Consider the following 16743-nt stretch of genomic DNA (forward strand, 5'->3'; position numbering starts at 1 on the left):
TAGCCTAGCGTTATTAAGTTCTGTTGATTACAATTTTTCATTTACACAAATAGTCGTCTATGATTTTATTATCCTTATCAAAATTGAACAAACCTTTTCGGCACTCTACAAAAAGACTATCGGAGGTGATGAACATTTTTATCAACTTGTTTTCGTAGTCCTTTTTAAAGCATATATTATGCTTCCCTGCAAATATATCATTTCCTGTTTTTATCGTCAAATAATATTTGTCGCCTTCCTGCGTTACTTCCCATACTCCTTGTTCATTTGATTCTATTTTATGATACTCATAAAAAGTAGGCATATTACATTTATTCCGTTCAAAGATTATTACATTTGATAGAATGTCGTAAAACAGGTCTTGTTTCTTATATTCTATCTTATCAATAGTCCAAAATCCCTTAACAACTTGTTTTATACCGGAACAAGAACACAACATGATAAGTGTAAACAAGCAAGCAACTTGAGCGGGCATTTTTTTCATTTCTTCTCCTCCTGTTTGGGTGGGTTAGAAATGGTGTTGTAAATGTTCATTCCTATATCGTATAGTTCTTTATTATCGGACTTGCTGTCACCCTGCAACACCACATTCAGAATTGAAGAAAGGTCATTTGAATTTCGATATATTTCGGGAACTAACCCTTGGTGTACACCCACCTGAACATCTTTGATTGCCTTGATTAAAATTTCAAGATTACTATTTACCTCATACTGCTCATACAAACCTGCTCCTAAAATTCCATATTCAACAGTAGCGTTTAATACATTCAAGGCTAATGCTCCTTTGGCTGCTGTTCCCCGTATATTTGAACCTCCTGCAATGGTTCTTTCTTTATACCTTTTATCCACCTGCGTGTAATTGCTATTCTTGGTCATTGGGTTCTGAACCCTATGTTGTGCATCGTTTGCACTCGGGTTTTCATCGTTGGCATTGAGATTTGCAGGGTCTGCCGATTTCACTGGATTTGCTTGGCTGTATTTCAGATTTCCAATTGTTGTGCTTATACCAATATCTTTTTGCCCATTTGTATATGTCCAGTTCGCAGGATTGTTGTTAGCATTTTGCCACAATCTTCTCGATATGAAGTTGAAGTTCTCTACTTTCAATTTTACTTCTCCTCTCGTAACTTCAATTCTTGCATCATCAGAACTTAAGTATTCCAATCCCTCTAAGTCTATTCCGTCAATAACCCTGTTCATGGCATAAGAGTAAGGACTATTCCATGCAAACTGTTGTACTAGAGGATCCACCGAAAGGAAGCGCCCTAATCTTGGGTCATAAATTCGGAACTTCATATCCAAACTATTACCAACGCCCTTGATTTCGTTATCCTGTTCCGCATTTGAAAATCTATGTCGGTAATTTCCGGCATTGTAGTTTCTCCCCGGCATCCCCATCCCGAAGGGATAATAGTCTGTCGCAGAGACCAGGCTCGGATTAAAATAGTCCCATAATCCGTCACTCGTCGTATCAATTGGCGTGATCTTGTCGCTGATCACCGTCATTACGTTGCCGAGATGGTTAATCAACTCATAACGCTTGTTTCCTACTGGACTTAAATAGACCGAAGGAGCCACGGCTGTGGTGCAGGTGGCGCACACCAGGGTGTCCGCCGTGGTCAACATACCCAGCCGGCTGCTGCCGTAGAGGTTGAACTCGTTGAGCACGACCGTGTCGCCGCCCAGCAACTCGTACACCGCCAGCGGATTACCCTGCGCGTCCCATACATAACTCAACACATTCAACGTAGTTGGCCAGTGCTTTAACTTGAAAAAACGGCGATTGCTTCTATAGAAACTTCACTATGATGTAGCTTAATATACCCAAAGTAACAGCCCCTATAATGTTTGTTGAAATCTCGTATGTAGACTCTCCCTCTGAACTATCACTGTAAGGACCGCGCCATACATCTGTGAACGATAGTTTGAATCCATGAAAGACCCACCGCACAAACGTGCCAACAATCTTCAAGATAATAGCACCGTAAAACATCTTATTGCTTTTGTCTTTCGTTCTGCTTAGCCTCTGTCCCTATAGATAATATTGTGATTGTGTTTTTTATGTCATCTGTGCTTTTTATCAAATTATCTATTTTTAAATTATACTTATAGAGGGAGCTCGTTCTATTTAGTTTAGTTGTACTATTTAATAAGCCAGTATTATTATAGCCACGAGTATACATGGAATAACTCATTGATTTGATCTCTCCGATGCTATACTTAGTGAACTTGTGGATCGGGACAAGATTCGTTAAAGTACTTATTCCTGCATCCTGAAATTCCCCTTGATTTACACCAACACCCCTCAAATCATATGCTTCAGGACGGCTATAAACTATTCCAGTGGTAATAATATGTAGATCATTTACAGTGTTATATAGCATTTTTCCACCAAACTTCAATGCAGATTCAAATAAATCATCACTTTTTGATGATAATAGAATATCAGCTCTCTCAAAAATGTTTGGTTCATTTTGCTTAATAGTACCAGGGTCCGGTGATTTATTAAGGTAATTCCAGTGGTTAATTGCATCTATTTTGGTCGCAGTATTTCTATACGAGTTGTCAATGGCAGTAGTGAATCCTGAATTATCTGATTTAAATTCAGCAGGCAACCTTTCTTTACCCTCAAAATCAATAAACTTAACTGGACTATTCTCTGAAAATGCATAGCTAGAATTCCATGAGAACAATTTGAATAATGGATCTATTGACCAAAACCTAGATAAACACGGATTGTATTCTCTAAACTTAAATGAAAAAAAGACAGAATTATCAGTAGTCATTCGACTCATTTCAATCCCATTAAACATGAAGCGATAGTTGTTAATGTATATTCCCCTCCCTGGCATCCCCATCCCGAAGGGATAATAGTCTGTAGCAGACACCAGGCTCGGATTAAAGTAGTCCCATAATCCGTCATTCGTCGTATCAATTGGCGTGATCTTGTCGCTGATCACTGTCATTACGTTGCCGAGATGGTTACTCAACTCATAACGCTTGTTTCCTACTGGACTTAAATAGACCGAAGGAGCCACGGCTGTGGTGCAGGTGGCGCACACCAGGGTGTCCGCCGTGGTCAACATACCCAGCCGGCTGCTGCCGTAGAGGTTGAACTCGTTGAGCACGACCGTGTCGCCGCCCAGCAGCTCGTACACCGCCAGCGGATTTCCCTGCGCGTCCCGAACATAATGCGTGGCGCGCTGTCGGATCACCGCGCCGGTGCCGTCCAGGTGATACAGCCGTTTTTCGATCCGGTTGCCCATCGGGTCATAACGGAACTTCATGGCCAGCGATTTGTGGTCGTTCTTCAACGAATCCAGCTTGCCGCAATTGTTCCAATACATCGTCAATCCCTCGCCGGCCTAGTCTATTTACAGTCATTACTTATCAAATAATTCTATAACGACAGAGTGTAGAAGATTCGGTTACATACTTGAATCTAAATTTAAGCTAATAAGTAACGTAATAATCACTTTCGCCGATGCTTTATCGCTTCCTTCCTTAACCATGGATTCAGTTTGTCCCAGTGCTCATTCAAGAAAACAGCAAATGATGAATCTGAGTAGGTACGAGAGTGTACTCCCATCCACTCGAACCCCCGATATGTGCTATCTGTTTCAGCAAATCTATAATTGCTAAGCGAGGTTGAAGATCGATAAGAAACGGTGTCAGTATTGGGGAGGAAGCCAAACAAGTCCATGGTAATGCCAACCGCGCAACGGCAAAAAGCAGAGTCCGGTGATTTTACAACCGATACAATTACCTCTACAGTATCTCCATAAAAGTAAACCCGAGTAGTCGGCTCGGGATAATATGTTATGTTATTAAGCGTATCCAAAGTTCCATCAGAGCAAGAGACTCCGCCATTAAGGTGATTGGTAACATAGTACATCCACTTTGCCTCGTTTATCTTTTTTTCTACATTTAATGGGTGCTTACATCCTAGCAGACTTAAAAGATATGTTATTAACGCGAAGTTAGTTTTCATCTTTTTCCAAAGACTTTAAGGTGCTTTTGTTAAGTCTAATCACGCCATTAATACTTTTACCATATAGGTATATATTTTCTCGTCCTATAATAATGTCAAATGTTCCTTTATTAGACAGATCATTCGGTGATGGGTTATAATCAAATATTTGACCGAATACATTGGCTGGCAATCCTTCATTTGGATGTGTATGTCCATCCCCAATTACAATACCTTTGCCATTCTCTATTGGAGGGTATGTTGCAACGAAGTCTAAGCCACCAGCTGCAGACATATCTCCGGGTTCAATGCCCCCTGAGCTGAAATAACAATAGGTTCGAGATTCATTAAAGTACCCATCCTTCAGTTTTCCATTTGATGCTACATTGCTAAGGTTGTTCTTTCCATTGATTGTCTCACGATTGTAGAAGTTGCGCCACTTATCTACATCAATTCTATACCCTAAAGTTCTCCACCTTTCATTAGTCGGTCCGTAATTTTGAACGCCCTTTTGTATAGAGGCTCTAAGGCTTAATGTAAAGCGCATTAAGTTTTTCGAGTCTATTACTACAATTGCAGTGGGTAGGGCGTCATTCGATGAATGTAAATACTTTGAACTTTGTGAAAAGTAAATGGTAGTGTCGCCGCCAGGGTCAATAATTGTTTGAGGAGAATTATCAAATGCTGCAAAAGGCGATTGAAATGGGTATTTTCTGAAGAATCGATCTATGGTGCTCCATCTACTAACTCGACTATCATACATCCGGTCTTTAAAGTAGTACCATCCTTTTGCAAACGATTCCGTTTCACTACCCCAAGCTCCAAGCCCATATGAGTAGTTTGAAAAACTCCTCCCCGGCATCCCCATCCCGAAGGGATAATAGTCTGTAGCAGACACCAGGCTCGGATTAAAGTAGTCCCATAATCCGTCATTCGTCGTATCAATTGGCGTGATCTTGTCGCTGATCACAGTCATTACGTTGCCGAGATGGTTACTCAACTCATAACGCTTGTTTCCTACTGGACTTAAATAGACCGAGGGAGCCACGGCTGTGGTGCAGGTGGCGCACACCAGGGTGTCCGCCGTGATCAACATACCCAGCCGGCTGCTGCCGTAGAGGTTGAACTCGTTGAGCACGACCGTGTCGCCGCCCAGCAGCTCGTACACCGCCAGCGGATTACCCTGCGCGTCCCGAACATAATGCGTGGCGCGCTGTCGGATCACCGCGCCGGTGCCGGCAAGGTGATACAGCCGTTTTTCGATCCGGTTGCCCATCGGGTCATAACGGAACTTCATGGCCAGCGATTTGTGGTCGTTCTTCAACGAATCCAGCTTGCCGTAATTGTTCCAATACATCGTCAATCCCTCCGAGACGTCCCCCGTCAGATTGCCGTTGGCATCGTAAGTATAGTTATTCGGAGATTGAGAATCAAGATCTTCCGCGTAATTGCCGGAATTTACCCCGTCCGTGACGTGATTTAGTCGGTTTGTACCGGCATCGTAGTGGTAATGTAGGCTGTCCATGTCCAGGACCATGGGCGATTCGTCCACCCCATTCCTGCGATATTCCAGGATATTCCCGTTGGGATCATAGGATAAGCCTTCATCGTAACGCTTGTCCTGGGTTCCACCGGTCACGAAGAGATTGTCGGCCCGGTTCCACCAATTGTGGAAGGTCTCCTTACCGACTAGCCTGTTCAGCTGGTCGTAACGGTAAGCATATCCGAGCGGATCCAGATTCTTCGCAAAATCATACGCGGCGTGCCGGATGTTGCCGTTGTACAGCGAACTACCTTCGTTGAAGCCGCCAGCCACCGGCGACACCTGTCCGATCGGTTCGTAATCGCCATCAATGTATCCAAGTGAGTAGGACAAGGCATCGCGCCCAAACTGCGGGTTGGCCGAACCGGGAAGGCCGTCTTGCCCCATGTCGTGCCAGGCCGTGCTCATGGACGAATTCATCGACTTGATCCAGCCTTGCAGCGTGTAGGCATAGTCCAGACCCTGCACCTGGGATTCGCCCAACTCGGTGCGGTATAGCGGGCCGTGCAGATAGTATTCATACCGCGCATCCCGCTCCCACAGTATGCCGTCGCGGCTGGTGGTCACTTCCGTCAGGCGCAGGTTGTCGTCGTACCGGTACCGGTGTATGAACTGGTCCAACGAGTCTTTTTGGTAATACACCCCGTTCACCTTCCCGCTCACCAGGTCGTAGTCGTAATCGATCCGCTTGTACTGCCGGTTCGCAAACGCCAGGCTGCGGTTTTCCTGGATCAGGGCGTGTACGTTGCCTGTCACATCGTAGGAATAGTGGGTGGCTGCGTCATACAGGTCGTCGTCCGTGTCGTATACATCGGCATAGGTCACACTGGCCACGCGGTTGCGCAGGTTAGAGGGGTCCATGACAGTAGCCGGCAGGAGTGAGGCATCGTAGTAGGTACGCGTCACTTCGGTGCGGTCCGTCGCGCTCACCGCGCCGATCCAATTGTCCAGGCTTACCTGGTTCCGGCTGATCGCATCGGTCATAGGCGTGGACGGTTGGTGTATCTTGCCCACTTCCCGAATACGGCCCAGGTTGTCATATAGTGTATAGCTGTATTGGTCGCTTGTGGCTTGTTGCGCGTTCTGAGAGACCACCAGGCGGCCCAGGCGGTCGTACCAGAAGTAAGTAGTTCCCGCATCCGGTGTCTGCTGTCTGACAACCTGGTTGAAGCTGTTGTAATAGTATTGTGTGCGCAGCTCGTGAGACGGATAGATCTCCGATACGCCGGGGTTGATCCGGTGTGCGGCTGCCTGATTGCTCTGGCCTGCATCCAGCATGCGGATACCCGCCGGCGGGACGGTCATGGTCAGGTTTCCGGCCTGATCGTAGTAATAGAGCGTGAAATGGTACTCGTTGCTCGGACCGGTGATCGTGTATTCCTCTTCCAGCTTGCGGGAACAGTGGTCCATATAATTACTCCGAAAGATCCCGCGCACCGAATCCTGGTACGCCGTGTACAGGGTCACGGCATTGCTGAATGCGGCCGCATAGGCTTCTTCCATGCAGTGGTCAGCGGTATCGGTACTGAGGGCAATCTCGGGGAATACGGGACGGTCGCACAATACGAGGTTCGGCTGGGCGCCAGTGCAAACTTGCAGCATGTCGCGATACTCCGCCAGCGTGTGGGTGCCGAAGAATTGATTCAGGAAAAGGTCGAGCTGACCCGGATACGGAAGTGCCAGGTAAATTTCCATGGCTGCATCGAGCATCGGACAGGCTATGGAGTCGCAGTCCAGGCTAAGGCCGCAGGAAATCAACAGGGCCAGTGCCGCTGAATCGGAAATTGCAAGGTTGGTTTCCTGCTGAATGAATGCGCTGAAGGGTTGGCTACAATCCGTGTACAATGGCAGGATCGCCGCCAGCCAGGCGCAATTGAGTTCGGTACAAAGCCCGGTATCTACGGGGCAGACATCAAAGATCAGCTCCCATTCCAACTCAGTGAAAGCCACATTCAATTGTTCATTGAGAAAGGCAATAAAGGTTTGCGAAGAATCACAGGGAAACTGTCCGGCCAGTGCGAGGAGGGAATCGCATTGCAGTCCCGTGCAAGTTGTCCACATTACGGAATCGGTGATGGTATTACAATCGGTCAATAAAAGAATGTATGCCGTATCGGAATAATTCCAACCGGTTTGGCTGTTAAGCCAGTCAGTTAGTGAAGTAGAATCGCAAGGAAATGATTGGAGCAGCGTACTTAAATACGTGCAGGTGTCGCAGCCAATCGTATCGATGCCGCAGATGGCCAGGAAGGCCGCCCACTCCTCGGGCGTGTAACCCAGGTTGAGCTGGTCGTTCAACCAGGCTGTCAGGTTCAATGAGCTGTTACAGGGATAAGTAGCAGTCAGCGTATGCAGTGAATCACAATTAGGCAGGCACGGCCACAAGCCCGTCGAATCACCCAAGATGTTGCAACTGTCGAGCAGTGAGAAGTATGTCGTCGTCGAATAGGCCCAGCCGGTCTGGTCGTTCAGCCAGGCGGTGAATGATAGTGAATCGCAGGGGAAGGTGTCGACCAGGGCGGTCAGGTAGCTGCAGGTGTCGCAACCAATCGTATCGATGCCGCAGATGGTCAGGAAGGCGGCCCATTCCTCGGGCGTGTAGCCCAGATTGAGCTGGTCGTTCAACCAGGCTGTCAGGTTCAGCGAGCTATTACAGGGATAAGCCGAGGTTAGAGCATTCAGAGAATCACAATTTGGTAAACACGGCCACAAGCCCGTGGAGTCGCCTAAGATGTTGCAACTGTCGAGCAGTGAGAAGTATGTCGTCGTTGAATAGGCCCAGCCGGTCTGGTCGTTCAGCCAGGCGGTGAATGATAGTGAATCGCAGGGGAAGGTGTCGACCAGGGCGGTCAGGTAGCTGCAGGTGTCGCAGCCAATCGTATCGATGCCGCAGATGGCCAGGAAGGCCGCCCATTCCTCGGGCGTGTAGCCCAGATTGAGCTGGTCGTTCAACCAGGCTGTCAGGTTCAATGAGCTGTTACAGGGATAAGTAGCAGTCAGCGTATGCAGTGAATCACAATTAGGCAGGCACGGCCACAGACCTGTTGAATCGCCCAAGACGTTGCAACTGTCGAGCAGCGAGAAGTATGTCGTCGTCGAATAGGCCCAGCCGGTCTGGTCGTTCAGCCAGCCGGTGAATGATAGGGAATCGCAGGGGAAGGTGTCGACCAGGGCGGTCAGGTAGCTGCAGGTGTCGCAGCCAATCGTATCGATGCCGCAGATGGCCAGGAAGGCCGCCCACTCCTCGGGCGTGTAACCCAGGTTGAGCTGATCGTTCAGCCAGGCCGTCAGGTTAAGGTTGCTGTTACAGGGGTAAGCCGAAGTCAGGGCATTCAGAGAATCACAATTTGGTAAACACGGCCACAAGCCCGTCGAATCACCCAAGACGTTGCAACTGTCGAGCAGTGAGAAGTATGTCGTCGTCGAATAGGCCCAGCCGGTCTGGTCGTTCAGCCAGGCGGTGAATGATAGTGAATCGCAGGGGAAGGTGTCGACCAGGGCGGTCAAGTAGCTACAGGTGTCGCAGCCAATCGTATCGATGCCGCAGATGGCCAGGAAGGCGGCCCATTCCTCGGGCGTGTAGCCCAGGTTGAGCTGGTCGTTCAACCAGGCCGTCAGGTTAAGGTTGCTGTTACAGGGGTAAGCCGAGGTTAGGGCATTCAGAGAATCACAATTAGGCAGGCACGGCCACAAGCCCGAGGAGTCGCCTAAGACGTTGCAACTGTCAAGCAGTCCAAAGTAGGTGGTCGTTGTGTAGGCCCAGCCTGTCTGGTCGTTCAGCCAGGCGGTGAATGATAGTGAATCGCAGGGGAAAGTGTCGACCAGGGCGGTCAAGTAGCTACAGGTGTCGCAGCCAATCGTATCGATGCCGCAGATGGCCAGGAAGGCCGCCCACTCCTCGGGCGTGTAACCCAGGTTGAGCTGATCGTTCAGCCAGGCCGTCAGGTTCAGCGGACTGTTGCAAGGATAGGAGGACGTAAGCTCAGACAACGAGTCGCAGTTGGGAAGGCACGGCCACAAGCCCGTGGAGTCGCCTAAGATGTTGCAACTGTCGAGCAGTGAGAAGTATGTCGTCGTCGAATAGGCCCAGCCGGTCTGGTCGTTCAGCCAGGCGGTGAATGATAGTGAATCGCAGGGGAAAGTGTCGACCAGGGCGGTCAGGTAGCTGCAGGTGTCGCAGCCGGCGATAACCTGACAAGTATCAAATAAAAACTGATACTCCGACTGGGTAAGGTCCAGTCCCAGCGTATCGTTTAACCAGGTGTACAGATCTGCGGGAGCATTGCATGGGAACTGATTGACCCAATACTGCAAGTTCAACGAATCGCACCCTGGAATACAGGGCAGGAAAAGGCCGCACGTATCCATCATGAGCAGCCATGTAGAATCGGAATAGTGGAATCCTGTTTGGGCGTTCAGCCATGCGGCGAGCGTCAATCCGGCTGAATCGCATGGATAGGTGTTCAACTGGGACTGCAACTGCTCGCAGGACAATTGACAGGGAAGCGTGATGTCACACGAATCAAGGAGCGAGTCCCAGCTTGCGACCGTCAGTCCCCACCCGAGCGAGGCATTCAGGTATTGATATAAAGTGAGTGTATCCTGGCATACGAAAGACGGGATCAGGCTTGATACGCGGGTACAGGTATCACAAGGATTACTAAGGTTACAGGTGTCCAGAAAAGCCGTCCATTGCACCAGATTAAGGTTTGCATGAAGCTCTTCGTTCAAATAGATCGGCAAGCTATATCCTACAGAATCACACTTGTAAGCATTTAGGGCCGCTGAGAGGTAATCACAACATTTTGTTTTCAGCCCGCAACTATCCAACAATTGCGTGAAATAAGAATCAGAATGACTCGTTTGAAAATAGAAGTTCAGCCACGTAGTGAGGCTGATGGTATCCTGCCAGCATGGATAAGCAACTACTGCTGTTTCAAGCGATCCGCACGTAATCGGCGCACGTGGTATCTGGCAACTATCCAGCCACTGCCAATATGCGCTTAGGGGCAAGTTGAAGCCTAAAATTCCATTGAGACAATCGGCAATCTTATACGGCGCTGTAGTCCCGGAGCATAAGATGTAAACGGACGCAAGAGTGTCACAATTAGGGGTAGAGACCGGGCTTTCATAACTACAATCAATGATAAGCTCAAGATACTGCTCAAAAGAAAGGTTAAGATCAAACAACGAGTTCATGAAAATCGTAAAAGGCGGACGTGTGCCGGAGTTCATTCCATTGTATGCGTTGATTGCCTTTTTCAATGAATCGCAATGGATAAAAGGCAGTTTACATTCAGACAACCAATCAATGTAAGCGTTAATGGACAGATTTAATCCAGTGGCCTGGTTCAGGCAGATCGCCATGTTTGATAATGGTTGGCTCGAATTACAAAGGAGCCATTTCGCCTTTAATGAGTCGCAAGACATTGATTCTGGACTCCATTCAATGCCGCAGCACTTAAGCAAACCTGAATAGGAGTCCATCGACAACGCCAGATTAAGGCGATCATTCAGAAAAATATTCACAGGTGGGCGTTGATCCGGGGATATCGAATTGTATTGATCCATTGCAACTAATAGGACTTCGCAATTCACGGCTTCAATGCCACACGAATCAAACCAGGCAAGATAATCACTCCAAAGAAACTCAAGACCAAGAGCCATATTAAGGCCGTAGGTGATATTACATTTCCCTGTTTCAAGATGCTTCAGATAATAATCCCACAAGTACTCGCAATTACTTTTGCTTTTCGGAACAACAAAATTGCACGCCTTATCGATGTAGCTAGTCCATCTTTCAAAAGATATTTTTACGTGGAAATAGCTGTTTAAAAAAACAGTAAGCGGGGGTCTGAACTCATCGGATAGCGATAAATACTTATTGAGTGCATCATTTAACTCACCACAATCCACCAAAGATAAACTGCAACTATCAATCCATGCCAGATAATCTTCCAATTTAAAAGCGAACCCGAATGAAACATTCAGACATTCTTGAATATGGCAATAGGGTCCGCTGGACCTACAGCTATCAAGTGCCGTAGATAAAGATCCGCAGTCAATAGCATCCACCGGATAACCAGGAGAACAAGAGTTAAGAAAGGAGATGTATTGAGCGTATGTCCAACCCCATCCCAGCGTGTTGTTAAGCCAGACCGAAATGGGAGGATGACTTCCATTTGGGAGGCTATTGTATCCCGTTACTGCATCCTTGATGAGGTCGCAGCTGTCTAAGACGAAAAATGACTCATCTTCTTCATACACGAAATACCTGAAGAGATCTTTGTTCATTGCAGAACGTTGGACCCTTCCAGTCTTCGCAGGAGCCGGTCGGTATGCTCCTGCAACTCCGGCTCTGGTTGTACCCGCGCTGCGCTGGGAATAATAATACAGCTCAACCCTGTTGGTGTCCAAGCCGCAGCTCAGGACCCAAACCGTGAACATGGATTCACTGATAGTATGGTTCATGTAATTTTCCAGCCAGGGCAGGAACGGAGAAACTCCACGCCCATTGACCGTATCGGAAAAGTACTCGTCAAACAGAAGTCGCAAACTGTCACATGAAAGCAGATTGATCGTGTCCATGTCCATTAATGCGCAACTGGACATGAAATTGCTATAATCATCGTATGCCAATGAAAAGCCGAATCGGTTGTTGAAATAATCGGTCATCACGCGATCAAGGCTCGGAACCGGATAAAGTCCCGCCGGTAATGAAGCCATCAGATCATCATAGGCTTGTTGGGCGCTGTCGCATGGGATACAATCGTGACAGGAAAGCACTTGCGGGAGTTCGATCGGTTCCTCGAGGGCGCTGCATCCGTTGTTATGGCATACTCCACGCATGGACTCGATCTCCTGCTGCGTAAGTTCGCTCCCGTAGTTGTTATGCAGAAATACAGCAAATGAATCCAGAGTAGCTTCACCTGTTTCAATGAAATACAACAATGCCAGGGAGTCGAGCCTTTCGCAGGTACAGGTTGGTGGATTGGGATACACCACCGGGTTTTGGAGGTAGGACTGTGCATCGTATGGTCGGGGGGCCGTAATGCCATAAGCATTGCAAAATGGATCCAGCGTTCCGGCTGCGATCCCTGCATGGTGATTCAGCACTTCCTGAAATGAGTGAAACGTATATCCGGTTGCTCCAGGGGGCAGCGTGCTTGCCCCGTCGGGGTGCAGGCTGTCCACGCCAGCCATGCAGATTTCCTGAAATCCATCCAGAATATCTGTCATCTGCCCTGCGGTGAGTTCCAGGCAGGATGAACGGAGTTCAGCTTCCCAATATGGGCGATAGCCTTCACAGGTTGTTTCACGAAGGGTGTCCATCGCAGCATTTACAGCATGTAGTATCTCCGTGGGATTACTGGACATAAAAACCGAAGAGCCTGTCACGCTTCGGATGAACCTCGGGATCTTATTCCCCACGCATGTACCGGGATCAGTAGTGACATGGCCCGCTTGCTGATATGCAGGAATTGAACTGCCGATATCTTCGTTAGAGCTATAGATTGTTGCCACGGCGCATACACCGGGATCAGTCACGAAGTGCTCTCTTGCCGAATTATAAAGTCTCACTTTCATGGAATAGTAGAGCGCGCGATAAACCTGCCATACACGGTTTTTATCTCCGATACACATGGTGTCGATATCCGGTATGATCACATTACAAGTGTCACGGAGGTCCAACTTGCCGGAAAGGGCCGCAAAGATGGCCGTTTCCAGCATGGTCAGATACCCCATACAGGGGCGGCGAGGGTGATACTGCTGAATTAAAGCCGTGGCGCGGTTTCTATAAAACGGAATACTGCCCGACTCGCTGACGAAAAAGGGGTCATTCTGCAATGGATCGAAGTATCCCGAATCCAGGGCGGCGGCATACTCATTCGTCTCGAACATCGCATCATTGTAAGTATTACTTCCCTGGTTCGCGACACAGAAGTAATAATAGCAAATCTCTGGATGGCCTTCCACCAAAGAATTGGCCCAGAACGGTTCGAAAGCCTCTATATAATCTTTAATGTCAAGGTATCTGGGTTGTACCGTGCTTCCATTCGGCAACCGAACCGTTACCGGTACCCCGCTCTCATCATAGATATTATAGTTTCTGTAATCCAGTACAGAAATCTGGCCGGTAAAAATGGAGGCCCTTTCCGAAGAAGAATACACCCCATTATCGTCTACCTGATAAGTGGCATACTGCCCTCCAGGAGATACGTCCTTTTTCATCAGCTCGAAAGCGCTTTCGCATTCCCCGGGAGGCTCGCACAACTGGCGGCATTGTTCCAAGGACTCCTCATATGCCCGGCGCGCATTCAGCGTATCTTCAGTATCTGGCACATATCCGTCCACCGCCAGCAGTGACACGAATCGATTCACATAGTCTTCCTCCGCTCCCACTTCTTGCAAACAACCGTCGCAATCCATGGTACAACCAAACGCCGCCACCATCGCCTCATATTCCCGATCGAAGAAGTCAGAAAAACTCATGCAACCGTTCTGTTCTAAAAACCGGTCGGTAAAATAATCCAAGGCTTGCTGACTAATGCGTAGTTCTCTCGACAGATAATAAGTTCCCGGAGTCAGGTGTACCGTGAACGAATCCAGCAATGATGAGTCCGGTTCCGCACACGCAGAATCAAATAAGAAAGGCAGTGAATAGTTCTGGTAGGTCTTTGATTGCAGCGGACTGTTGCTGCAAACATCGTTGATGCGGATAACGATGTCGTACTTACAGTCATAACACACTTCCTCATTGGTGCAATTCTCAATAATGAAGGATGTAGGGAGGAGCTCGTACCGGAACAAGAAGTCGCCTTCGGTATTGACCAGGTATGCATTGTTCACATTCGGCTCCACCGTAAGGAGTGTATCGGAATGACTTGTAATCACGCCCATGAGCAGTGTATCCGACTGACTTTCCATCAAGGAGTCGTAGGCCGAAGGGCGGTTTCCGGCAAGGCTGGTCGCAATTACCTTATCACGCAGCAGGTCCTTATAAGTAATGGATATTTGTCCATTGGGGTCCGTGACCATTTCCATGCTATAGTTCCTGGCGGGGCCTACATCATTACCGAAAAGCCTGTCAAGGGACGCCTGCACCGGTTGTCCGTATTCGTACCGGGTCTCGTGACCGGATCCGAGCATGAGCCGAGATCCAGCCCCACTCTGCTTCCATACCCTCGATAATGGATCCGGCATATACTCCCTTGCCACGAAAGGGTATCCTTCTGCATCCGGAGTATAGCGCGTTCCGGCGTTGCCCGCCTGAGGATTCTGCCCGGAGTAATACAAAGAAGCCCCGAATGCCGAATCCATCGGCAAAGGAGGAGAATCGCACACTCCGTCGTCGAAGTCCATCCAGGAATAAGCCTTACCATTGAAGTCCTTATTGAACTCCGGATGGAACTTCAATGACCGGTCAAAAGTGGGCACCGGAAGCGACTCCACAGCTTCGCGCCCAATCCGGTCCGTGTACTTTTCTGAAATCAGGGAATACTCCGAGGTCCCGGAACTGCGACTAAGGCTTTGCCGGCCTCTACCCGATCCGTCCACGAAATCAAGCTTCGAATTGACCCGACCTTCCTCTGCAAAAGTCAATTCAGCTTTCTTGTTGATAGTCACATCTTCATGCGTCGTTCCAAAACTGACCGCGTTCCATTGGGAATACGCCGGATCCAATCCCTGGACTCTTCGAACCCCTCTTACCCGTACAAACAGGCAACCTTCTGCATAGATATTGGGCAGAAGGTATGATACGTTCTCGGTTTCAATCCGTGAACAATTATGCCGATAAAGGATTTCATCCACGACCGGTATATAGGAACAAGCCGCATTTCCATTTAATAAAGAGGCGACATCAAAATATGTCCATTCAAGTTGATAAGAAGAAGCCCCGGCAATTGGTGTCCAAACCAGCCGATACCCATTCTCATCATCATCATACGTATCAAGTGAAAGGGTTGATGCATCCGCACAATCAAAGTGATACGATCTGATCACACTAATTTCACCACGCAGACGAAACAAGGCAGGAGGGACAGAACTGCTAGCAGACGAATATGTTACATTAAGAATAGATATAATTGCACGCTGTACATTATTGATCGATGTGAAGGCCTTCCCTTTATAAACTGCATGTTCGGGATTCGTAATCAGGCTTACTTCAATAAGCGTATCCAGTGAATCGGTTGGTGATGTGAACAATCTGACTGACATTTCCACGGAGATGTTGAATTGTTCACTCACCATGGCTGTTGTCAGCTTGGGGTCCAATTCAAGAATTAGGTCAAATCTGGATGAATAGGTTGAATCGATTAAATCTCTGGTCGTCAGTGAATCCGGGCCGAAGATTTTGTCGTCCAGAACATCCATGGACTGGCCGTTGGCAAGATCTGCGCCTTCGAGAAAATCTATATAAGTCTCCTGGCCCTGCCCGGCCGCATGCTCCATGCCCAGGTTCCACAGGACAATGACAAGCAGAAGAGTAAAACGGTAAAATGGGTAAGACTTTTTCATGGGAATCACAATTGATTGACCAGCTTGTACTTCGAATAACGGCCCCGGGTAGCCAGCTTGCCGGCAACTCCGATCTGAATTACATCCTCCAGCCTGTTTATTCCCGATTCCCTTTGCCTTGAGAAGCGCATATCACCATATCGCATTTCCACCACCGGTCGGCCTTCGGGCTCGCCGGTGATGGCGCTGGCGGAGTAGTACATGCTAACTTTATTGAGTACGCGATCCGGCCCTTTAAAACTCACCTCCGCCGAATCCAGCAGACTCCCATTCTTATATTTAATGGTGAAATCCACGAATCCCGACCTGGTCCTGCAAAATATTTTAACCGGCACACAGTCTTCCAACAAAGATTGCGCTGCCTGCTGACATAGCTTATCGTATGACCATTGGACCCTGCTCAACGTAATACTTCGCGTTGCATGATCCACTACTATTTGGGTGTCGTTTCGCTGTATGGAAAAGCCATACTCGCTGAGTATCTCCATTCCTTGCTGGTCGAGGCTTACCGTGGAGTGAATCGTATCACATGTTTCCCTGGGATCATTCATGTCGTAAATGAACGTGGTGGCCTTGTATGACAAGCGGCAAAGGTCTTTCTTCACTTTGTCGTAAGGCACAGCCAACAATTGCCTTAGCTCGGCGGCCTGTCCATAAGATAGCAGTGCTTTTACGATCAATGTAAATAAGAGCAGTGTTGTTTTCATAT

The 16743-nt window shown here is 48.2% G+C and carries 5 protein-coding genes; all 5 read right to left on the reverse strand.

Translation table 11 applies throughout. The features are described 5' to 3' along the window. Positions 1–37: 37 nt before the first annotated feature. A complete protein-coding gene (locus IPJ96_01265; protein ID MBK7908977.1) occupies positions 38–484 on the reverse strand; it encodes a hypothetical protein in 447 nt (148 codons plus the stop codon). Beyond that, positions 481–1737 (reverse strand): hypothetical protein, encoded by a 1257-nt coding sequence (locus tag IPJ96_01270; protein MBK7908978.1) that lies wholly within the window; start codon positions 1735–1737, stop codon positions 481–483. The genes IPJ96_01265 and IPJ96_01270 overlap by 4 nt, the downstream gene beginning before the upstream one ends. A gap of 257 nt (positions 1738–1994) precedes the next feature. Next, positions 1995–3287, reverse strand: a complete 1293-nt coding sequence (locus IPJ96_01275; protein MBK7908979.1) for a hypothetical protein — start codon at positions 3285–3287, stop codon at positions 1995–1997. Positions 3288–3980: 693 nt separating this feature from the next. Then, positions 3981–16034, reverse strand: a complete 12054-nt coding sequence (locus tag IPJ96_01280; GenBank protein ID MBK7908980.1) for an RHS repeat protein — start codon at positions 16032–16034, stop codon at positions 3981–3983. A gap of 5 nt (positions 16035–16039) precedes the next feature. After that, positions 16040–16741 carry a hypothetical protein gene (locus IPJ96_01285; protein MBK7908981.1) on the reverse strand — a complete coding sequence of 234 codons (702 nt, stop codon included), beginning with the start codon at positions 16739–16741 and terminating at the stop codon, positions 16040–16042. Positions 16742–16743 lie beyond the last annotated feature (2 nt).

The organism is Bacteroidota bacterium (assembly GCA_016713765.1).
GTDB lineage: Bacteria > Bacteroidota > Bacteroidia > AKYH767-A > 2013-40CM-41-45 > Pollutiaquabacter > Pollutiaquabacter aromativorans.